This is a genomic window from Paenibacillus doosanensis (assembly GCF_025060755.1).
Lineage (GTDB): Bacteria > Bacillota > Bacilli > Paenibacillales > NBRC-103111 > Paenibacillus_S > Paenibacillus_S doosanensis.
In genome coordinates this window covers 1-22287 of sequence record NZ_JANYUY010000065.1, presented here as the reverse complement: position 1 = coordinate 22287, position 22287 = coordinate 1, and the positions used below count along the sequence as shown (strand labels likewise).

General features: G+C 54.3%; 19 protein-coding genes, 1 pseudogene and 1 CRISPR repeat array. Of the genes and pseudogenes, 7 read left to right on the top strand and 13 right to left on the bottom strand.

Annotation, left to right across the window (positions count from 1 at the left end):
- Positions 1 to 169: 169 nt before the first annotated feature.
- Positions 170 to 625 (bottom strand): hypothetical protein, encoded by a 456-nt coding sequence (locus N0M98_RS29615; protein WP_259620022.1) that lies wholly within the window; start codon positions 623 to 625, stop codon positions 170 to 172.
- 518 nt (positions 626 to 1143) lie between these two features.
- Between N0M98_RS29615 and N0M98_RS29610 the strand changes: the two genes are divergently transcribed.
- The 6 genes and pseudogenes from N0M98_RS29610 to N0M98_RS29590 all read left to right on the top strand — a co-directional run bounded on the left by N0M98_RS29610 (position 1144) and on the right by N0M98_RS29590 (position 7450).
- Positions 1144 to 1434: a transposase gene (locus N0M98_RS29610; RefSeq protein ID WP_249861071.1), complete on the top strand. Its 291-nt coding sequence runs from the start codon at positions 1144 to 1146 to the stop codon at positions 1432 to 1434.
- Entirely contained in the window at positions 1431 to 1853 is a 423-nt protein-coding gene (locus N0M98_RS33945) for an IS3 family transposase (protein ID WP_375295565.1), read from the top strand. Before N0M98_RS29610 ends, N0M98_RS33945 begins: the two co-directional genes overlap by 4 nt.
- A gap of 636 nt (positions 1854 to 2489) precedes the next feature.
- Complete coding sequence (gene ltrA / locus N0M98_RS29605) at positions 2490 to 4028, top strand: group II intron reverse transcriptase/maturase (RefSeq protein WP_259620021.1); 1539 nt, start codon at positions 2490 to 2492, stop codon at positions 4026 to 4028.
- 95 nt (positions 4029 to 4123) lie between these two features.
- Positions 4124 to 4576, top strand: a pseudogene (locus N0M98_RS29600) (IS3 family transposase); the annotation flags it as partial.
- A gap of 191 nt (positions 4577 to 4767) precedes the next feature.
- Positions 4768 to 5410: a CRISPR direct-repeat array (repeat unit 33 nt; unit sequence ATTTCAATCCACACACCCCGTGTGGGGTGCGAC).
- Between the two features lie 275 nt (positions 5411 to 5685).
- Positions 5686 to 6378 carry a phytanoyl-CoA dioxygenase family protein gene (locus N0M98_RS29595; protein WP_259620020.1) on the top strand — a complete coding sequence of 231 codons (693 nt, stop codon included), beginning with the start codon at positions 5686 to 5688 and terminating at the stop codon, positions 6376 to 6378.
- A gap of 226 nt (positions 6379 to 6604) precedes the next feature.
- On the top strand, positions 6605 to 7450 hold the full coding sequence (locus N0M98_RS29590) for an AraC family transcriptional regulator (RefSeq protein WP_249861112.1): 846 nt from the start codon (positions 6605 to 6607) through the stop codon (positions 7448 to 7450).
- Between the two features lie 226 nt (positions 7451 to 7676).
- Here the strand turns inward: N0M98_RS29590 and N0M98_RS29585 are convergent, their stop codons facing one another.
- From N0M98_RS29585 to N0M98_RS29530, 12 genes are all read right to left on the bottom strand, one after another.
- Positions 7677 to 7949: a hypothetical protein gene (locus tag N0M98_RS29585; protein WP_259620019.1), complete on the bottom strand. Its 273-nt coding sequence runs from the start codon at positions 7947 to 7949 to the stop codon at positions 7677 to 7679.
- Between the two features lie 486 nt (positions 7950 to 8435).
- Positions 8436 to 9710 (bottom strand): alpha-L-fucosidase, encoded by a 1275-nt coding sequence (locus N0M98_RS29580; protein WP_259620018.1) that lies wholly within the window; start codon positions 9708 to 9710, stop codon positions 8436 to 8438.
- 36 nt (positions 9711 to 9746) lie between these two features.
- Positions 9747 to 10700 (bottom strand): ROK family protein, encoded by a 954-nt coding sequence (locus tag N0M98_RS29575; protein ID WP_259620017.1) that lies wholly within the window; start codon positions 10698 to 10700, stop codon positions 9747 to 9749.
- A 26-nt stretch (positions 10701 to 10726) separates the two neighbouring features.
- Positions 10727 to 11419: a copper homeostasis protein CutC gene (locus N0M98_RS29570; protein WP_259620016.1), complete on the bottom strand. Its 693-nt coding sequence runs from the start codon at positions 11417 to 11419 to the stop codon at positions 10727 to 10729.
- Positions 11416 to 12918: a M17 family metallopeptidase gene (locus N0M98_RS29565; RefSeq protein ID WP_259620036.1), complete on the bottom strand. Its 1503-nt coding sequence runs from the start codon at positions 12916 to 12918 to the stop codon at positions 11416 to 11418. Before N0M98_RS29565 ends, N0M98_RS29570 begins: the two co-directional genes overlap by 4 nt.
- A gap of 28 nt (positions 12919 to 12946) precedes the next feature.
- The gene (locus tag N0M98_RS29560; RefSeq protein WP_283942780.1) at positions 12947 to 13939 is read right to left on the bottom strand and encodes an ABC transporter ATP-binding protein; all 993 of its coding nucleotides are present in this window, start codon (positions 13937 to 13939) and stop codon (positions 12947 to 12949) included.
- On the bottom strand, positions 13936 to 14940 hold the full coding sequence (locus tag N0M98_RS29555) for an ABC transporter ATP-binding protein (protein ID WP_259620015.1): 1005 nt from the start codon (positions 14938 to 14940) through the stop codon (positions 13936 to 13938). The genes N0M98_RS29560 and N0M98_RS29555 overlap by 4 nt, the downstream gene beginning before the upstream one ends.
- A 14-nt stretch (positions 14941 to 14954) precedes the next feature.
- Positions 14955 to 15866 carry an ABC transporter permease gene (locus N0M98_RS29550; protein WP_249866413.1) on the bottom strand — a complete coding sequence of 304 codons (912 nt, stop codon included), beginning with the start codon at positions 15864 to 15866 and terminating at the stop codon, positions 14955 to 14957.
- Between the two features lie 11 nt (positions 15867 to 15877).
- Complete coding sequence (locus N0M98_RS29545) at positions 15878 to 16804, bottom strand: ABC transporter permease subunit (RefSeq protein WP_249861106.1); 927 nt, start codon at positions 16802 to 16804, stop codon at positions 15878 to 15880.
- A 98-nt stretch (positions 16805 to 16902) separates the two neighbouring features.
- Positions 16903 to 18501, bottom strand: a complete 1599-nt coding sequence (locus tag N0M98_RS29540) for a glutathione ABC transporter substrate-binding protein (protein WP_249861105.1) — start codon at positions 18499 to 18501, stop codon at positions 16903 to 16905.
- A 184-nt stretch (positions 18502 to 18685) separates the two neighbouring features.
- Entirely contained in the window at positions 18686 to 19690 is a 1005-nt protein-coding gene (locus N0M98_RS29535; RefSeq protein WP_249861104.1) for an asparaginase, read from the bottom strand.
- 107 nt (positions 19691 to 19797) lie between these two features.
- On the bottom strand, positions 19798 to 20955 hold the full coding sequence (locus N0M98_RS29530; protein WP_249861103.1) for an ROK family transcriptional regulator: 1158 nt from the start codon (positions 20953 to 20955) through the stop codon (positions 19798 to 19800).
- A 598-nt stretch (positions 20956 to 21553) separates the two neighbouring features.
- Between N0M98_RS29530 and N0M98_RS29525 the strand changes: the two genes are divergently transcribed.
- A partial coding sequence (locus N0M98_RS29525; protein WP_259620014.1) for a CHASE3 domain-containing protein occupies positions 21554 to 22287 on the top strand: 734 nt, incomplete at its 3' end.

Below are 22287 nucleotides of genomic sequence, written 5' to 3'. Positions count from 1 at the left end.
CGGTGTCAGGCAGTTTAATTTAATTGATTTGCAAGTACGAGAGGCGGAAGGGACTACAGGTAGCTGTAATCCACTTTACTTATCCGCATCATCGCAAAACGAGCCCGCTCATTCGAGCGGGCTCTCCGTCTGTCCATTTGTCGCTATCTGCCTATAGATCGTTCAAGGTTCAGGGCCTGCTAACCGCCTTCAACGTATCCCTCTGGGACTGCTGCATTTGCTGGAGCGACTCCCTCATCTGCTCGATAATCTGCACCATTTGCTGCTGCAGCTGCTGCTGCTGCTGTTGAGACACATCTTCTTTCTTTTCCGCCGAGGACGCCGGGTCGCCCTGCGTTTCTTTCTTGGATTGCGAAGACTGCTGCGCGAGCGCCTCGGTCTTCTTATTTATTTCTTCCGCACTCTTGGTGATCTGGTCGATCTTCTCCTGCTGCTTGGAGAGCTGGTCGCCGAAGCCTTCCAGCTTACTCCGATCCGCAGCCGAGAACGCCACCGCATTGCTCGTCGAGTTGCCCATCGCGCCGCTGACCGCTTTGTAGACATCGTCGCTCATCATCAGTAAAATGCCGACCACCACGCCGACCGCCAACGTCCCTGCTGTCTTCAAGATCGATTTTTTATTCAAGGCGGTATCCCTCCCCAATTTATACTTCCAGTAATTTTACTATAGCTGAAGACGGCGAATTATTCTGTAATTCGCATCACCTAAATGCAAAAAAGGGCGCAGCAAACGGCAGCATGCCTTGGCCGGACTTGCTGCACACAGACTGCAAGATGCAGGACTAACAACAGATTCGAACGCCGGTACCATGATTTCAATCCACGCACCCGTGTAGGGTGCGACAATTTCAAAACCAACATTTAGGAGGCAATTACGATATTTCAATCCACGCACCCGTGTAGGGTGCGACAAAACAAGGGAGGGGGAGACCTATGACCCCGCAAATTTCAATCCACGCACCCGTGCAGGGTGCGACTTATGCAGATTACAGGTGATTTGATCGATACAACATTTCAATCCACGCACCCGTGCAGGGTGCGACTGCGGCAAAGCAAACAAATCTGCTGCTGTTAGACTAAAAAGTAGACACGGTGAACCGAGAATAGGATACAATCAACTTATCCGAATTTGAGGTGACCGTGATGAAAAAGAAAAGCTACGACAAAGAGTTCAAACGACAAGTCGTTCAAATGATTCAAGAGGAGGGGAAAGCCGTCCCTCAGGTGGCTAAGGAACTCGGTTTACATGACAATACCGTATACCGATGGGTAACCGAATTCAAGCAGGATGGGACACAAGCCTTCCCAGGTAGTGGCCAACTGAAGCCGGATGACAAGGCCCTGCGGGACCTGCAAAAGCGAATCCGTGAGCTAGAAGAGGAGAACGACATCCTAAAAAAAGCGATGCACTACTTTGCCAAAGACCGGCGCTGATCTTTCCATGGATCTATCTACACCGCTTCCAGAGCTGTGTTGCGAAGTTATGTGCGATCTTCAACGTATCCCGAAGCGGTTATTACCAGTGGACCCGACGTAAAGAAAGCAAGCGGGCTAAACGCCGGAGAAAGCTGGAGCGGCACATCCGCCGTATCTTCCTGGATTCCCGCCGCCTATATGGAAGTCCGAAAATCACACGGGTTCTTCACAAGCAAGGCATACGGGTATCAGAAAAGACTGTAGCCCGCATCATGAAGGAGCTCGGCTTGAAGTCCCGCACCGTCAAGAAGTACAAGGCCACGACCAACTCGAAGCACAGCTTACCGATTGCAGCGAATGTCCTCAATCGGCAGTTTCGGCCGGATGCCCCCAATCGAGCCTGGGTGACCGACATTACGTATGGTACGCCCAGCTAACAAGTTCCTCTAATGGAACAGGTTACTTGAGCATGTTTGGAATGCATGTTGAAATTTTTTTTACAGACATGCCCTTCTTCTGCTGTGAGAAGAAGTGAGCCGAAGCGGCGGTGACTTGCCGACACTGGTAAGGTGACGTAGTCCGCGGGAAATGGGGCTTGCGGCGAAGCGATTACGCCAAGATGAGTCTCTAGGCTGAGCATGGGAAGGTTGAGGAACACGAACCTATTAAACCGCATCTGAGGGTTGAAATGTCACCCCTGCCTACATCGCTTAACAGGCAGGTCGCGGCCTGAACTTCCGTTAGCCGAATTGACGGAATTCACGAATGTCGACCAAACATGTACGTTGGCCGACAGGGATTCACGAAGAGTGCTCAGCTAGATCGTAATGTCCGCGACGACTTGCAGATAGCAAGGATAAAGACTGCGATAGGCAGCCTAACCCATGCGTGGAGTCCAGCATGTGAACTGGGGAAAGTCTGCATAGATGCCAAGGGAGTGTGTGCCCCGACGCTATGCAGAATGACGGAGCCTCCGTAGTAGTCCGAGACCGGGAAAGCCGGTCACATGGCAAAGGGAGGCAGTTTAAGTGGTTTGCTTGGCTCATTAACTGACTTTAGTGAGGTGAAGACCTTTGATAATCAGTGAAATGCAAAGCAAACTGGCGACATGGTCAACAGAAAACGAGGAACGCAAGTTCGACCGACTTATCAGAATAATAGCTGACAGGTCTTGGCTAAGTGAAGCGGCTCGCATCACTCTCACTTCAAGCGGAGCTCGAACACCGGGCGTAGATGGCATAGACAAGCGCAGGATGGAAGCAATGCTTGATCTTGAACTGGAAACGTTACGCTATGAATTGCTGACCGGAAATTACTGTCCGCAACCTGCCAGGCGAGTCTATATCCCAAAAGCGAACGGCAAACTCAGACCGCTAGGTATCCCTTGTCTTCGAGATCGTATCGTACAAAGAGCGATGTTAATGGTTATGGAACCGATATGGGAAAGTGATTTTCACCCGGTATCCTATGGTTTCAGACCGGCGCGAAGCGTCCATCATGCTATTCGAACTGTCAAAATGCAATTGCAGGATGGGAATGAACAAACGAATTCCACTGCTGGTCGCTGGGTCATTGAGGGTGACTTGGCAAGTTACTTCGATACTGTTCACCATCGGTTACTCATGAAGGCTGTCCGTAAACGCATCTCTGATCAGAGATTTTTGTCCTTGTTGTGGAAGATGATCAAGTCAGGATGCGTGGATCATGGTTTATTTCGCGCTTCAAGCGAAGGAGTTCCGCAGGGCGGCGTCATTTCGCCGCTACTATCCAATATTATGTTACACGAATTTGATCAATGGATGGAAGCGAAATTTCTGAGTAAGAAGGTACGAAAAGATCGGTGGGCATGGAACTTTGGCATACAAAATAAGCGTCCTATCGCGATACGTGAAAATCGGCAATGGAAACCAGCGATTTCTTACTGTAGATATGCTGACGATTTCGTAGTTGTCGTCAAAGGGACCAAAGCGCACGCTGAGGTAGTCCGGGAGGCATGCCGGGAATTTCTCGAAGTTAAGCTAAAACTCACGTTAAATATGGATAAGACACATATTACACACGTGAACGACGGTTTCACTTTCCTTGGCCATCGGATTATTCGCAAACGAGGGTCCCGGGGGCGAATGCGCCCTGTCTCATCTATTCCATGGGAGAAATACCGCCGCTTTACTGAGAAATTAGTCAAACAACTGTCAGGGAATTACGGAATGAACAGGATGGACTTCGTTGAAAGTCTTAACCGACAACTTGCAGGATGGGCAAATTTCTACCAATATACTGACCATACAGCGACGATATTCAGCAAAGTAGATCGCACGGTATTTTGGAAACTCGGATACTGGCTTGCACGAAAGTACAAACGTGGCTTCCGATCGTTAATGCGAGAATTTGTCCGGTCACCAGAAAAGGGGAAAGCGAAAATCTGGATCCTGCAGGGGCAAAATAGTCGGGGATTCTATGGGACACTGGCGCTCAGACGACTAATAACCAGTCGAAAACGTTGGTTCACATGGAGAAATCCAGAAGAAAATCCCTACATTCTGCGTTCTGAGAAACGTCGTACAGTAGAATCATATTTTGACGAAGTCGCCTTTGCTTTGAGCAACACTTAAATGGAGAGCCGGATGCGCTGAGAGGTGCAAGTCCGGTTCGGGAAAGAGAGGTGGGGAGATAGTTCGACTACGCCCTATCTCTTATTTCACTCGCCACGGAAGAGGGATGGTTGTATTTGGCCAGCGTCATGGACCTCTATAGCCGCAAAATCATTGGGTTCCAGATGGGAGATCGCATGACAAAGGAACTAGTCATTCAAGCGCTGGATCGAGCTTATCATCAGCAGCGGCCCGGAGACAACGTGCTCTATCACTCGGACCGCGGCAGCCAATATGCCTCTCATGAATACCAGGCTCGTTTGAAGACCTACAAGATGAAAGGCAGCATGAGCCGCAAAGGAAATTGCTACGATAACGCGTGCATCGAATCCTTTCATAGTGTGATCAAGAAGGAATTGATCTACTTGGAAAAGTTCAAGACACGGGAACAGGCGCGCAAGCGGATCTTTGAATATATCACTTGTTTCTATAATGCCCAACGTATCCATTCCACGATCGGGTATCTAACTCCCAATGAATGCGAACGTATGTACCGTAAGACTGCCTAATTCTCTCGATTCTTTGTGTCTACTCTATTGACAGAGGTACACTGCCGCTAGAAAAGATTTCAATCCACGCACCCGTGCAGGGTGCGACGCTTGCCGCGAGGTGTTGTAGTAGTTCTGATCACGTATTTCAATCCACGCACCCGTGCGGGGTGCGACTGATAATGATTATGTGGTTCGACTGGCAAAAACTCATTTCAATCCACACACCCCGTGTGGGGTGCGACGGTTGCCATAAAGTTGCGGAACATCTGCCACATATTTCAATCCACACACCCCGTGTGGGGTGCGACAGCAGCTGCAGGATCTCTTTTCGTTTACTTTTCTTTATTTCAATCCACACACCCCGTGTGGGGTGCGACGTCATATTATTTTTGAGCACAGGCTGCAAAACAATTTCAATCCACACACCCCGTGTGGGGTGCGACTTGTATACCCGAGCAGCTGCTTTTATTCTCCGTTCGGCTCCTATTTCAATCCACACACCCCGTGTGGGGTGCGACTTAGCGAGGTCCTCCGGACTCTTAAACTTACCAAATTTCAATCCACACACCCCGCGTGGGGTGCGACGGAATGATCGATAAATTATTCCGGAAGCAAGGCATTTCAATCCACACACCCCGTGTGGGGTGCGACTTGCTTTTTTAACTTTTACACCCACCATTGCTAATTTCAATCCACACACCCCGTGTGGGGTGCGACCGGGAATGTATAACGGTGTAAAGACGGACTTGCAATTTCAATCCACACACCCCGTGTGGGGTGCGACTGGACTCTTGTTCCGTGTTGCTCAGCTTGACCCTTATTTCAATCCACACACCCCGTGTGGGGTGCGACACCGATTTTCAAAGGAAAATAGCCCAAAAAATTGTCCTTTTGATTTAATAATACGCCTATTCTCCCAAATAAGCCATAAGATTACAAATACTTTTACGATGTCGCTGACAACATTAGACTTCTATTTAGGTGCGAACCCCCCAGGAAATTCATGTGCGCTTCACATTCGCACTAAGATCAGATTTGTCCAGATCGCTTATCATATTACTCCATGGTGGAATCGTAAACCCGGGTGCTACAATACAACCAATCGATTTCTTGAAGGAGTGATTCAGGTGAGAATATTGACGGCGGAAGAAAAAAAGCATTATGATGAGCTGGGTTATGTGGTGGTTTCGGATTTTTTCTCAGTGAATGAGTTAAGCGAGATCAACAAGGAGCTGGACGGATGTGAAGCGCCAGTTCAATCAACGGGAGAGCATGAAGGATTTACGTACCAGCTCGCCATGCTGACCGATAAGACCAAGGCATTCGCTTATGACGAGCGGATTTTGACCCTGATCGAGGATATTGTGAAGCCCGGTATCTCCATCTTTTCCTCAAAGCTGTTGACCAAGCTGCCTCACAGTCCTTCCGTTTGCCACTGGCATCAGGATGACGCATATTACACGGAAGTGGTGAACAGCGATACCCGGATGTCGATATGGGTGCCGCTGCAGGATACCGACGAGAAGAACGGCTGTTTATGGATCGTTCCCGGAAGCCATAAGCAAGGCTTGCTGCCATACACCGTGAAAAATAACGGCACTTGCCGGAAAGCTTTGGTCGAGGAGCAGGTTGACTTGTCGAAAGCGGAACCGGTGCCGATGAAGGCAGGCTCTATCCTACTGTTTAACGCCCTCACGTGGCACTCTTCCAAAGGCAACGAAACGGATCAGATTAGACGGGCCTTTATCGTTTCGTATCAGGAGGCGACGGTGCCTGTCGGCCGGGGAAAACAGCACATTATTTTGCGGCCGGCGATCTAGGAAGCCTGAACTGATAAAAAGAGAAGCGCAAGCAAGCGGCCCCATTCCATTGAAGCATTAGCGCTAACTCGTTCGCCCTAACTCCCTGCTTCTCCAATCCGCTTGCGGGTTTCCATTTAGGAAAATCGGGGACAACAGCGAGCGGAAGGCGTCTCCGCTTGCTTGGCCTACTTTTCTCGCCGCGCTCCAAACAGACATGTTCCTTTTGGCAAGGAGAGACGATGCATTGATCAACGCGACCCAACTGGCCGATCATCTCCATAAATCCGTGTTCTCGGTCGCTTTTGCCGGAAATACGATACTTCCTGCGGGCACGCGCCAAGCGCCGTACGTTCATAATATTCATTCCATTCACTATATCGTAAGAGGCGCAGGCTATTACGTAATGAACAACGTCAAGTATGCGCTGGTACCCGGCGCCGTTATGGTATTCGTTCCCGAAACGACGTTCGAATGGACGATCTCGGATTCGGAGGACGTTGAAATCTACCATATCCGGTTCGACTACCAAATGTGCTACAAAGAAAAGCAGGAATGGCTGACTCGTTCATCAGGCACTTGGCTCGCGCCGTTGCGCGGCATGATTACGACCGTGCGGCCGGCCGAAGTGCGCAGGTGCTTCGATAAGGTATTCCGGCTGTGGAAAGCTTACGATCCCATCTCGCAATACCGCTGTAACTTGGCATTTCGGGAGCTGTGGCTCTCCCTGATCGACAACATGTACGATGCGCAGTACAGCAGCGACGCGGATTCGGCGATTCAGTTCACGTTCCGGTACATCGCCGACCATTTCCAGTCTCCGTTAACCGTGGAGCAGCTCGCCAAGTCAGCCGGACTCAGCACGGGCTACTATTCCCGGCAGTTCAAACGGCTTACGGGCTTCGCCCCAAAGGACTATATCATTCGCCTGCGGGTGACCAAAGCGAAGGAGCTGCTGGAGAGCTCCGGGCTCGCTTTGACGGAAATCTCCAAGCTGGTCGGCTATGAGGACGAATTTTATTTCAGCCGTATCTTTAAACGTATCGCCGGTATGACGCCATCGTCCTATGCGAAGCTTTCGCGCAAGCTGTAGATGCGCTTCCACGCTGTTTCACACACGCGGTCAAACCTGCAACAGGCTTCGAAAAGTACTAAAGAATAGGGAGCACGAGGCGGCATCGCCCGATGGGCCATAAATGAGAAATAAAGGATCTTCCATAGTCAGCGCAGCAATTACGCAACAAAGCACAGAGCGGTTTGCCGGTCTGTGCTTTGTGTATTTAAACCATAACTCCCCGCTCAAGATGCTCAGCTAATCTTTATCGAAGATTGGCCCGACGAACCGTACGCCAATCGCGCAGCCGCTCCATAACCGCTTGCAGGTTCCTTGCCGACAGTTGGAGCTGCAGCAAATCTTCTTGCTTGGACCGCCATACCGCTTGCTGCAGATCGATTTCCTTATGGACGACGGAACGGCAAGCTTCCAACTGTCCGTCCAATGCATCCTGCAGTTTATTCAAGAATGAGGCCGTTTGCTGCGGGGAAAGATCGCGGTTCAGCACTTCGGCGATCTGATCCCACAGCTCGCTCATACTATTGCGTTTTCAATCCACACACCCGAGCGGGGTGCGACTTTAAATGCCAAAGCGAATCGACCTTACGAACCAATTTCAATCCACGCACCCGCGCGGGGTGCGACGAGCTCTCCGACGGCGACCAAGTCACGGTGCTCACATTTCAATCCACGCACCCGCGCGGGGTGCGACTCCGATTTCCAAGGTGTATTAGCCCTAACGTTTATATCGTTTAATAATACACCCTATCTACCAAATAAGCCACAAGATATAGCGGCATCGGTATGAGCCGACGGCATCATTCGATTTCGCCTAGGTGCGAATCCCTCTGGAAATTCGTGTTCGCTTCACATTCGCACCACAGTATGGACCAACATCCATGCCAGAGTATAAGCATTCTTTATCGAATTACAATTAATGGAAGCACCCTTCAAAAAACCAGTAAAAGACACGAAGCAAACGCTCCGTGTCTCCATACAATTTTCCTACGATACTCAGCCAATCTCACTTCAAATGAAGCTCGATCACCGTGTCACGCTCATCCGGCAGCTTGGCGCCGGCCAGCGTAATGAACGCGCCGCTGTCGATGTCCGAGTATTCCTCGGCCATCCACGGCGTCTCCACCTTCAGCTCGGTTCCGTCCCGAAGCAGCCTCGCCTTGGCGATCTTGCCCTTCAAGCCTTCGAAATAGATCGGTCCGATCCCCCGATCGTATACATGGGCGTACAGCTTATTGTCGTTCTGCGTGTAGCGCCCCCACTCCGGCTTCGGTCGGTCGGCCGCGCCGCAGCCGTAAATGCTGCCGCCGTTCAAGCGCAGCCATTCGCCGACTTCCTGCAGCACGTCCAGCGTTTCGCGGCCGATTTCTCCTTTCGCGTCCGGGGCGACGTTCAGCAGCAGATTGCCGTTCTTGCTGACGCATTCGACCAGCGTGCGGATGACCTGCTGGGCCGATTTGTAGTTTTTGTCGGCGGAGTGGTAGCCCCAGTGGTCGTTCAAGGTGATGCAGGCCTCCCATGGCACGGGCTTGCCGTTCACGTCGACGATGCCGCCGGGAGGAATGATTTGCTCCGGAGAGAAGAAATCTCCGGCATACTCCTCCGGCTCGGCCGCGCGAATATTGCCTCCGAGCCGGTTATCGATGATGATGTCCGGCTGGATCGAGCGGATCATGCGGATAAGCTCTGTCGCCTTCCACTTTTCGCCGGTCATATTATCGTAGGAGAAATCGAACCACATGATGTCGATCTTGCCGTAGTTCGTCAACAGTTCCTTCACTTGTCCGTGCATGTAGGTCAAGTAGCGGTCGAAATCGATCGGCTTATCCTTCGCCGCCTCGTTGTCCCGATCCGGATGAGCCTTGTCTCCGTAGCCGGGATAATCGTCATGATGCCAGTCGATGATGGAATAATACAACCCGACGGCGAGTCCTTCCGCGCGAAAAGCGTCGATATATTCGCGGACGAGGTCGCGCCCGGCCGGCGTATTCGTCGCTTTGAAGTCCGTCAGCTTGCTGTCGAACAGGCAGAAGCCGTCATGATGCTTCGTCGTCAGCACCGCGTACTTCTGCCCGGCGGCCTTGGCCGCTTTGGCCCATTCTCTGGGGTTATAGCGGGAGGCGTCGAACTCGTCGAAATAAACTTTGTACTGCTCATAGCTCATCCGCTCGTTGCCCCGAATCCATTCTCCTCGGGCAGGAATCGAGTACAAGCCCCAATGAATGAACATCCCGAACCGGTCTTGCAGAAACCAGCGGGTTCTTTGCTCCCTCGTGCTCATAGATCTAATCCAACCTCCTTCTCCATTCAAAGTCGATTACGATTGATGAAACAACGCCGCCGCGCCGATCAAGCCTACGTCATCCTGTAAGCCGGCGGGGACGATCTCGAACGTGCCCCGGTACGGCTTCATGACCAGCTTCTCCGTCTGCTCGCGCAGCGCGGGGAACAGCTGGTCGCCGGCCTTGCTCACGCCGCCGCCGACGACGATCCGGTCGGGATTGAACGTATGGACCGCGTTCGCCAATCCAAGCGCCATATAGTGGACCGCCCGGTCTACCACCTGAACGGCGACTTCATCCGCTTGCTTATACGCTTCGAACACATGCTTCGCGGACACCGGTTCGCCGCAGGCGGCGGCCAATTCCGCAATCGCGGAAGATTTGCTCTGCATGAATGCCAGCGCCGCATCGCGGATAGCCGTTCCGGAAGCGAATACCTCCCAGCAGCCCCGGTTGCCGCAGCTGCAGGCGGGTCCGTCCGGCTGGATGATGTTATGTCCAAGCTCTCCGGCAAAAGAAGTAGAACCGAGCATCAGCTTGCCGTCCAGTACGATACCGGCTCCGATCCCGGTGCTGAACGTCACGTACACCATATTCTCCGAGCCTTTGCCCGCTCCCCGGACATATTCGCCCCAAGCCGCCGCATTCGCGTCGTTCACGACCTGCACGTCCACGCCGAGCGCTTCTCCCATCCACTTCTTCAAAGGAACCTGCTCCCATTCCGGGAGATTCGTGCCGTGCAGCACGATGCCGTCCTTGCTGTTCACCGCTCCCGGCGAGGCCAGCCCGACGCCGGATAACGGAAGTCCGCGCGCGACGGAACGGATCATTTCGATCATCCGCTGCACGACTTCCTTCGCCGTACGCGCGTTGGCGGTTTCCATCCGCTCACGGCCCAAGATCTCTCCCTTCGAATTGAAAAGAGCGGCGGCGATCTTCGTTCCGCCCAGATCGATGCCTACTACGTATTGTTCTGTGTTATGCAACATAATTCACCTTTTTTCAAAATCTATGATCAGCCGAATCTAAGAAGGCTGTCGGATAAGGCCCGCAGCCGCACGGGATCGATCGGCGCCAAGCCCGATCGGCCGATGCGAACCGCGGAGCCGAAATGAACTTCGGGTACTCCGGTTTGTTCAATGAAAGCTTCGACGACCTCGGGAGTGAGCCCGTTGCCCGCCAGGATGCGCAGCGTCGTCCCTTCCGCCGCTTCGACGAGCCTGCGAATCGCAGGCGCCGCCTCGGGAGCCGGGCGAAGCCCGCCCGACGTCAGCACGCGGGTAAAGGAAGGATAGCGAAGCAGCGTCCGCAGCCCTGCGAGCTGATCCTCCAGCTCGTCGAAAGCCCGGTGGAACGTCACCTGCAGCCCTTCCGCCCACGGAAGCATCGCTTCCAGCGCCCGCTCGTCGATCCGCCCTTCCGGCGTCAAAGCGCCGACGACAATGCCGGCCGCTCCCGCGGAAGCGATCGCCTGAATCTCGGCGATCATCGTCTCCAGGTCATACCGGTCATATACAAAGGAGCGGCTGTGCGGCCTGACCATTACATGGACCGGTATGCGAACCGCCTGGACGACTTGACGGACCAATCCGATGCCCGGCGTCAAGCCGCCTTCCGTAATGGCCGTAATTAATTCCAGACGATCCGCGCCGCCGGCCTCCGCCTTCAGCGCATCGTCCATACAAGTGGCGATCACTTCCAATTTCATTGCGAATCCTCCCGCTCTCCCCGCTGATGCTCCCGGGCATACTGAACCGCGTAATCCGCCAGCAGTCTCGCCCCGTATCCTGTAGCTCCCGCTTCGGCGTAGCCCGTATCCTGCTTGTACTGCACCGTTCCCGCCATATCGATATGAACCCAGCCCATCGATTCGGCGACGAAGCGGCGAATGAACAGCGCCGCGACAATCGCGCCCGCAAGCGTCGACGTGCCTACGTTGCGCAGATCGGCGTAATGGCTCTTCAGCTCCGACTCGTATTCGTCCATCAGCGGCATCGGCCAGAGCCGCTCTCCGTTGCGCTCGCCGATCTCGACCAGACGGCGCGTCATCCCCGAGTCGCCCCAGATGCCCGCGATGCCGAGCCCGAGGGCGTCTCCCACATTGCCGGTCAATGTGGCAATGTCGATCGCCTGCGCCGCGCCGAGCTTGGCAGCGTGAATCAAGGCGTCCGCCAGCACGAGCCGCCCTTCGCCGTCCGTATTCGCCACTTGAACGGTCAATCCGTTCGGGTAGCGAATGACGGTCGACGGCAGCGCAGCGCGGGCGTCCGGCACATTGTCCGCAACCGCGATCAATGCGGTGACGCTGGTTTCCGCGCGCTGCCGGACGAGAATGTCCAGCGCGCCGATGACTGCCGCCGCCCCGCCCATATCCATCCGGGCGTCGCTAATGTCACGCCCCGTCTTGGCGTTCATACCGCCCATGTCGAAGGTGACCGCCTTGCCGACCAGCGCCAGCATCGGCGCCTTGGCGTCGGCGCTCCCTTCGTAGCGCAGCTCGATCAGCGCCGGAGCGTGCTCGCTCCCGGCGCCGACCGTCAGCAAGCCGTTCATGCCGCGGTCCGCCAATTCCTGCCCGCGGTACACGCGGATACCGACGGGCTTATCCCGGAACAGCTCCAGCGTCCACTCGACGAATGTGTCCGGATTCAGCGTATCCGGCGTCTCGTTCACCCAGTCTCGCGTCAGATTGGCGCCTTCCGCCCGATGACGGGCGGTTCCGATAACCGCCTCCAGCTCGGAGCGCGAAAGTTCGGCCCAATCTTCCGAACGAAGGTTCAAGCTAACGTCGCCGCTGATCCTCGTCGCGTTCCGGTACTTATCGAACCGGTACAGGCCGAGCAGCCAGCCTTCGATCCAAGCCTGCAGCCACTCGGCCGCCTCCGCCGGGCGCTCCCCGCTCGCGCTTGCGCCGTCGGCCGCGCAGCCGCCTCGGCTGCGAACGAGCGTCCCGCCGCTGCGCCCTTCCAGCAGCAGAGCGCGAGCCGCCGTCCCGCCGGCGCGGCGAATCCGCTCCAGCGTCTCCTGCCCGCGCTCTCCCATCCCGAGAGCGAGCGCATCCGTCTCGCCTTCCGCGCGTCCGTACAGCCAAGTAACCGTCCCCGGCCGCTTGCGGGCTTCGCCGAGCGGGTACAAGAACGCTTCTCCCGCATAGGAAGGATAGAGCAGCACTCCTGCCGATTCAGCCTTATCGATTGTAATATGCATTTCGATCCCTTCTTCGCCGTTAATGGAATTACCTTGCATTTCTCATCATCTCTTCATCGTATAAATGACAAGCGACCTGATGTCCCGGTTCGACCTCGCGGAATACCGGCACGTTTTGCCTGCAAATGTCCATGCAGGAAGGACAGCGGGTATGGAACCGGCAGCCGGACGGCGGATCGACCGGGCTCGGCAAATCGCCCTTCAGAATAATCCGCTCCCTCTTCTGGCTCGGGTCAGGGACCGGCACCGACGAGAGCAGCGCCTGCGTATAAGGGTGAAGCGGCCGCTCGTAGAGCGTATCCTTATCCGCCGTCTCCACCAGCGCGCCCAAGTACATGACGCCGATGCGGTCGCTAATATGCTCCACGACGCTTAAGTCGTGGGAAATGAACAGATACGTCAGGCCGTACTCTTCCTGAAGATCCTGCAGCAGGTTCAACACCTGCGACTGAATCGACACGTCGAGCGCCGATACGGGCTCATCCGCCACGATCAGGCTCGGCCTCACGGACAGAGCGCGGGCAATGCCGATCCGCTGCCGCTGCCCGCCGCTGAACTCATGAGCGTACCGCTCGGCGTGAAAGCTGCTCAAGCCGACCGTCTCGAGCAGCTCATGCGCCAGCTGATCCCGCTCCTTCGTGCTGAGCTTCGTATGAATGATCAGCGGCTCGGCTACGAGCTCCTTCACCTTCATCCGCGGATTTAGCGAAGCGTAAGGGTCCTGGAACACCATCTGCATATCCTTGCGGAGCGGACGCATCTGATGATCGTTAAGGGCGGTAATATTTTGCCCGTTAAACCATACTTCCCCGCCGTTCGGCTTGAGCAGCCGGGTGATCAAGCGCCCTGTCGTCGACTTGCCGCAGCCGGACTCGCCGACGAGGCTGAACGTTTCCCCTTTGCGGATCGCAAAGGTAATGCCGTCGACGGCGCGTAAATATTTGTCGGAGCCAAGCCAGCCTTTTTTGATCGTAAACGATTTCTGCAATCCTTTGACTTCTACCAGCGGCGTCTCCATCATGCGCCTTCTCCTCCTTCCCGCTGATCCGATTCCGTCAGCCAGCAGCGGCTTTTGCGGCCCGTCTCTCCTTGGACAGGCAGAAGCTGCGGCTCCTGCGCGGCACAGCGCTCCATCGCATGCGGACAGCGCGGCGCGAATTTACAGCCCGGCGGCATGGCGCTAAGGTCCGGGACGTTCCCCGGAATGGAATCCAGACGGCGCACCTTCTGGCGCAGCTTCGGAACGGAATGAATCAGGCCCTGCGTGTACGGATGCTGCGGCCGTTCGAACAAATCCCGCACCGAGGCCTCTTCTACGACCCGGCCTGCGTACATAACGACAACGCGGTCGCACATTTCGGCCACGACGCCGAGATCATGCGTAATGAGCAGCATCCCCATCTCCTGCTCTTCCTTCAGCCGCTTCATCAGATCGAGAATTTGCGCCTGAATCGTTACGTCGAGCGCCGTCGTCGGCTCGTCGGCAATAAGCAGCTTCGGGCCGCAAGCCATCGCCATCGCGATCATGACCCGCTGTCTCATCCCGCCGGAGAGCTGATGCGGATAATCGTCCGCCACTTCCTCGGCCCGAGGAATGCCTACCAGCTTCAGCATATGAACCGCATGCTCGCGCGCCTTCTTGCGGCTGTAGCCGAGATGCAGCATAATCGGCTCTTCGAGCTGCCGGCCGATTCGCAGCACCGGATTGAGCGAGGTCATCGGCTCCTGGAAGATCATCGCCAGCTCGTTGCCGCGAAACCGCCGCATCTCCTTCTCGCTCAGGGCAGTAAGGTCCGTGCCTTCAAACCGCACCGCGCCTGCGGCGATCCGTCCCGGCGTATCCTTCAAGAGGCGCATAATCGACAGGGAGGTCACGCTTTTGCCGCAGCCGGATTCGCCGACAAGTCCCAGCACTTCGCCTTTATTTATATGGAAGTCCACGCCGGACACCGCCATTACGCTTCCGCCGTCGCGTCGGAACTCCGTTTTCAATCCTTGCACTTCAAGCAATGTAGGCGTCACGATTCCGGCCCCCTTTAATTTTTCGTCTTGGGATCAAGCGCGTCGCGCAGGCCGTCCCCAACCAGATTAAAAGCAAGTACAGTCAAAAAGATCGCCGCCCCGGGAATGTACACAATATGCGGAGCAATGCTCAAATAATCGCGCCCCATGCTCAGCATGGCGCCCCAGTCCGGCTCGGTCGGCTTCGCGCCCATACCGAGAAAGCTTAATGAGGATGCGGCCAAGATGGCGCCGCCGATTTTCATCGTCACATTGACGATGACGCTCGGAACCGTCTCCGGAAAAATATGCTTCCATATAATACGCCCGTTTTTGGCCCCCATCGAGCGGGCCGCCTCGACGAACAGCGTTTCTTTGGCCGACAGCGTTACGCTGCGAATGATCCGCGCGAACGACGGGATGCCGAACACCGCGACGGCAATGACCACGTTGGACAATCCCGGTCCCAATATCGCGACGATTCCGATAGCCAGCAGCAGATCGGGGAAAGAGAACAGCACGTCGCTACTGCGCATAATGAGCCGGTCCAGCCAACCGCCGTAATAGCCGCTGAGCAGGCCGAGAATCGTACCGAACACCGCGGCGATGAGCACGGCGCTCAAGCTGACCGACAGCGTTAAGCGGGTGCCGGCAATGAGACGGCTCATAATATCCCGGCCGTATTCATCCGTTCCCGCCCAGTGGGCTCCCGAAGGGGTAGACATGAGCGCGTCGTAATCCGGCTCGTTCGGATCAAACGGCGTCAAGTACGGTCCGAACAATGCGACAATCGCCAGCAGTACGATGAAAATCCCTGCCGCCAGCGATAATCTCTGCTTGCAAAACTTGCTGAAAAACGCCGCCGCACGGCCTTTGGCGCGCTTCGGCTTCAGCGCCTCTGAGGGCTCGGAGGAACCGGCCCCGATGATCGTCGAATTGTTGTTCATCATATCTCCTCCTAGTTCGACGCATACCGGATTTTCGGATTCAGCACACCGTACAGCATATCGACGATAAGATTAATTAGTATGAATTGCGTGGCAAAGAGCAGCAGCAAAGCCTGAATTACCGTGTAATCCCTGAACGCAATGGAATCGACGAGCAGCCTGCCGAGCCCCGGAATACTGAATACGGTCTCGACCATCACGGAGCCGCCCAGCAAAAATCCGAACTGCAGACCGGCGACGGTGACGACTTGAATGAGCGAATTGCGCAAAGCGTGACGGCCTACGACGACGAATTCTCTGAGTCCCTTCGCGCGGCCGGTCCGGATATAATCCTCCCGCATCGTTTCGAGCATCGAGGATCTGGAGAACCGGGCCAGCATCGACATGATGCCCGCTCCAAGTGTAATCGAAGGAAGCACGTAGGAGCTCCAGGAATCGACCCCGCCGGTCGGGAACCAGCCCAGCTCGACGGAGAATATTTGAATGAACACCAGACCGAGCCAAAAGCCCGGAACCGAAATCCCCGAAATCGCGGTCAGCATCCCGGCATAATCCGGCCACCGGTTACGGTTGACCGCCGAGATCGTACCGATCAGAAGTCCGATAACCAGCGCCCACCCGAGACTCAGAAAAGTAAGGATCACGGTCGGCATAAATCTGCTCTTCAGCATGTCGGACACCGGCAGCCCGGAGCGGAGCGAATCGCCTAAATCGCCGTGCAGCAGCTTGCCCATGTAATGGATATATTGCTGCCACAGCGGCAGGTTCAACCCGAGCTGCTCGCGAATGCCGTTAATTTCCTCCAGCGTGGCGTCCTTGCCCGCTACGAGCCGCGCCGGATCACCTGGAATTAAATGGATGAACATAAAGACCAGCACCGATACGACAAACAGCAGCGGAATGACACCAAGAAGTCTTTGTAGCGCGTATCTCCCCAAGCGAGAGAGCCTCCCTTCATTAAGACAAGTACATGACAGGGGCCGCTCCTGTAGCAATCTTCAGAGACGGCCCCTGCATCTTTTTTATAGAGCGGATGTTACTGCTTCACTTCGGCGCCTCGTACGCTAATGGAGCCGTCCGGGAATACTTTGACGCCGTCCAGGTAAGAGCGCTTGCCGGAAATGACTTGGTCTACGCCCATGAACGCCCACGGAGCGTCTTCCCAAATTTGCTTCTGAATATTGGCATAGATGGAACCGGCTTGCTTCGGATCGATCGCTTTGTTCGCATCGGCGATCCATTTGTCGACGTTATCGTTTTTGTAATACGCCGTGTTCGAGCCGGCAGGAGGGAACATTTCGCTGCTGAACAGGCCTCTCGTCGCGCCGTCCGCATCGCCGGAAGACGGGGACCAGCTGACGTACCACATTTGAATTTTCGCTTCTTGCGGCGTTTTGGCCGAGTTGATTTGCTGCGACAGCGTGCCGCCTTCCATCGATTTCACTTCCAGCTTGATGCCGACCAGCGCCAGCTGCTGCTGAATGAACTGCATCCCTTTCATTGTCTCGGAATCGTTCTCGCCCCAAATTTCGGCCGAGAAGCCGTCAGGATAGCCTGCTTCGGCTAGCAACTTTTTCGCTTTTTCCACATCGTAATCATAGCCGGTTTGCTTGGAGTAATACTGCGTCTTGGAGGACATCGAAGAGTCCAGCTTCGCGCCCAGACCGGATTTAACGACCTTAATATAGGCGTCCTTGTTAATCGCATAATTGATCGCTTGACGAACTTTCACATCGTCGAACGGCTTCTTCATCGTGTTCAACGTCACGTAACGGACGATCGTCGAATCGATCTTGTCAATGACGATATCCTTCTGGCCCTGTACCTCGGACACTTGCTCCGTCGGCATCGGATAAATAAAGTCGGCTTCTCCCGTCTTCAGCATCGCGATCCGCGATCCGTTCTCCGGTACCGGCTTGAACGTTACGCTGTCAACCTTCGGCAAATCCTTTTGCCAGTAATCCGGATTTTTCACGACGACCAGCCGGTCGCCCTGCACCCATTCCTTAAATTTGAAAGGACCTGTGCCTACCGGACTTTTCCCGATGCTATCGCCCTGCTCCTTCAGCGCCTTCGGGCTGACCATCAAGGCCATCGCCATTTTGTTCAGAAACGCGTTGTACGGTTCGCTGAGCGTTATGACCACCGTCTTGGCGTCCGGAGCCGCAACGTCCTTCACTTTGGCAAAGCTTTTGCGCAGCTTCAAGTTGTTTTTCTCGTCACGGATGCGGTCGAGGTTGATTTTCACCGCTTCGGCGTTGAAATCCGTACCGTCGTGGAATTTAATATTCGGCTTAAGCGTAAACGTATAGGTCAGACCGTCCTCGCTAATTTTGTAAGCATCGGCCAGCACGGGCACGACATTCATATTTTCGTCAAAGCCCATCAAGCCTTCATACATCGTTCTTGCGCCGGAAATCGAGTGAGTGTCGCTCGTGTTGTGGGGGTCCAGCGTAATAAAGTTGGCATTGATGGCGATCACGACGTCCTTATTGTTTTTGGAGACCGCCTTGGTATCTTCGCTTTTGCCGGCGCCTGCATTATTTTTACCGGCATCGCCTCCACAGCCCGCAGCTACAACCGCAACGATCAGCAGCAGCATGAGCGCCGACCATGTTCTTCCTTTAACCTTCATTGATTTCACTCCCCAAAAATTTGTTTGTATTAGAATCGCTCCGTGCCCCGGGCGGTTTAAAAGCCGGTGAACCGCAGCCGCCGGAGGAGGCGAAGGCTCCCGTTAAAGGCAGCGCATCCGAATCCTCAGGCCGCTTGTTCCCCGCTTTTACAAACATACGCAGGATTAGGAGGTTATTCTTCGGTTAAGCTTTCAGATCGAACACGGCGCGGCGGAATCCCACTTCCGTGCCCCCGTCGTTGACGATCGTATTCGGCACCAGCTTATACAGCCGGTCGATCGTCTCCTCGTTGCCGTACCCGAGCCGCTCCAAAATCGATGCGATGATGCACGGCCATACCTGCTCGGAGCCGTCGGAAACCTTCAGCGAAATGCCGATCCTTTCTTGTCTCAGCCCGATGCCGTACACCCCTTTCGCCCCGCCTTTGGCCGCCAGATTCGCATCCTTCAGCAGCTCGGAGCAAACGAATCTCGTATCCGCGATCATATCCGGATATTCATTCATGAGCCGGGCTATCCGGCCCGCAGCATCTCGCGTGTCCGCATCCGCGATCAGATCCGGACATGCCAGCTTCAAGAAGGCGTAAGCGATGCGGCTCAATGGAAGCGCAAAGATCGGCAGTCCGCAGCCGTCAACGCCTTGCGGAATCGAAGCTTCGGGAACCTCGGCGATGTAAGCCAGCGTCTGTACGATCTCCTTCTGAACGGGATGCTCCGGGTCGTAATAGGTGTGCTCATCCCAGCCCATATGCTTGCAGAGCGCGATCATCCCCGTATGCTTGCCCGAGCAGTTGTGGAAAATGCGCCGCTTCGCCTCATGGGCCCAATATCGCTGCGCCTTGGCGTCTTCGTTCAGCGGATATGTCGCGCAGCAGTGAAGCGCCTCCTCGTCTATGCCGATCTTGTGCATCATCGATTCCAGCGCGTCGATATGAAACGCTTCTCCGCGATGCGAGGCGGCAAGCAGCGCCGTCTCGCGGCCGGTCAAACCGTACGCTTCGTCAATGCGGCGTTTCATGGCCGGTATCGCCTGGAACGGCTTGGCCGCCGACCGCAAAAACGTCATATGCTCCGGGTCTCCCGCCGAGTACAGCAGCCTGCCCTTCTCATCGACGATCGTAACCGCCCCGTAATGGACATTCTCCAGCACGCCGCCCCGGTATTCTTCAACTAACGGTATAAATCCCATTCTGCTCCCCCCTGAATTCACCTTTGCAATTCGATGCTCCATCCTGCCTCTTAACCGGCTTCATTCATCCGATACCGAAGCCTCGTGCGGCAAGCCGCCGCTACTCGCTACTCCAGCGCGAAAAAGCAGTTTTGCGACATCAGACCCGAGCCGATTACGACGCCCTGCTCATTGAGCTCCGACCGCATAATCGCGAAGGTCCCTCTGAGCGGCTCCCACACGAATCTTGTAAAGCATAGCTCGACCACTTCCTCGTAAATTTCCGGGAATTTGTCCGCCAGCTCGCCGCTTAAAATAACGCTGTCCGGGTTATACATGCAAACGACGTTATTTATCGTAATCGCCATGTACATCAGCGCGCGTTCGACCAAATAGACCGCCCAGCGCTCCCCAGCGCGCCTTGCCTCGAACAATTCCTCAATGGAGCGGACCGGGCGAATCTTGTTTGCCTCCGACAGCAGCGAGTTAATATTGATAAACGTTTGAAGGCAGCCCGCCTTCCCGCAATCGCACATCATCCCGTTCGGGTCGATCGTCGTATGTCCGATTTCGCCGGCGCTGTTCGTTTTCCCCCGATAAATTTCCCCGTCGACGATAAGCGCGGAGCCCACACCGTTGCCGAAGCCGAGCAGAGCGGTACGGTTCGATCCGATGGCGGCGCCTTTCATATGCTCGGCAAGCGCCTTCACCTTCAGCTCGTTGTCGATCGCGACATCGTAACCGGTAATCTCCTTGAGCCGTTCGGCCAGACGAACGTTCTTCCATCCGAGCTGCACGGAGAAGATCACGACTCCCGTATCGTTGTCCACAATCCCCGGCAGTCCGATGCCGATGCCGATCAAGCGGGCGCAGTCGATCTGATTCGATTTCGTCAGACGATCGATCTCGGCGCCGATGCGCTTAAGCGTAACCTCCGCGCTTTCATCCGCAGACCGGGGATAGGTGTCGCCGGCAACGACATTGCCTTGAATATCGACAATGCCGATCTTGATCTGGTGCCGGTCCAGCTCGACGCCGACCGACAGCACCGCGGCATCCACCATCGCCAGCAGCGTCGACTTCCTGCCGAGCCCGGCGGATACTTGCTCCGTTTCCAGTAAATACCCCTCTTCCGTCAGCTCGCCTACAATGCGGCTTACCGTTGTGGGGCTCATCCCGGTCTGCTTGGCGATAGCAGCGCGGGAGATCGGCTGCTGATGCTTGATGATTTCGAAGACCGTCAACCGGTTTTGCCGTTTCATAAAATCCTGATCATGCTTTTTCACTGGCCATCTCCCTTTTATTTTCTTCAGTGAATTAATTAAAGGCATTTATTATCGTTTACCAAGGGAAAAACCGCATTTTATTAAGAAAATATGTTATTTTTCCGGTTATATTCTCCATTGATATTAATAATAAAGGATAACTTCAAGGGATGTCAATATAAATAACACAATTCATTTCAAGAAAATATCCCAAGTAAATGTAAGCGATTTATATGGATTCATTTGGTTGATGAAAGGGTGTTCATAAATTAATATGACACAAACGTGACATAATCGAGCTTGAGGGATGCAAAATCCGCCGTTCGAGCTTCGAACGCCTTCCGGAATGTTAGATTTATGTACATAAAGGTCATCATGATCCTTTTGTCTTTCTTTCTCTTAAACCCAACGCTCAAAATTTGTAATTTCAGGTTATTAGACCTATAATCTACTATAACAATTTCATAAATTAACCATTTGTGATTTCACTCACTGATTCTCAAGGCCTAATCCTCTATGATGTAAGCAACTTCGATAGAAGCGGAGTGATTAACAAAAAACGGAATTTCCCGCTATCCAATAGTAAACGACCCGAAACAACAAGAGAGGGGAACTTGCAATGAAGCTATCTATCGGTAAAAAAATGTTCGCCGGATTTTTTGTCGTATTATTTATTCTGGCGATAACAGTAACGATCGCTTATTTCCAAATTTCAGCGGTGGACCGTTCTTATACGGTACTAATCGAAGATAAAGCCCAAAAGCTGATTATGATCCAGGAATTGAATTGGGCGATAAAAAAGGAACAGGCCGAGCTTCGCGAATACTTGCTGATCGGCGACGAAGCGGCGCTGAAGAGCTTTAACGACAGTCACAGCCAATATTTAAGCATGAGCAAAGCTTTGGGAGACATTATCGTCATCTCCGACGCCAAGAAGCTGTTTCAAGAGATGGATCAGCTGGAAGGGCAATATTATCAACTGGCGAACAGGGAAATTCAATTGAAGCAGCAAAACAAAACGGAGGAATACACCAACCTTCTGCTCACGGAAGGCCGCGACACGATCCAGAAGTTCGATAAAAAAATCGACGAGCTTACAACCTTCCAGCAAAACATCTTAAAGAACGGCAATGAAGAAACGTCGTCCAAGGTTACCTCTATTAAAAAGTGGATGATGCTGATGGGGTTATTGGCCGTGCTGCTCGGCGTCATTATCGCCTTCTACATAGGGCTTGCTGAACGGGTCGCAATTTACGGCATCACGGGTAAGCGGAATGAGAGGGTCGACCAGAGCCATTGCAAAAAAGGCAAAAAGAGAACCCGGAGTCTCTTTTCGAGGTTCATGACTAGCAG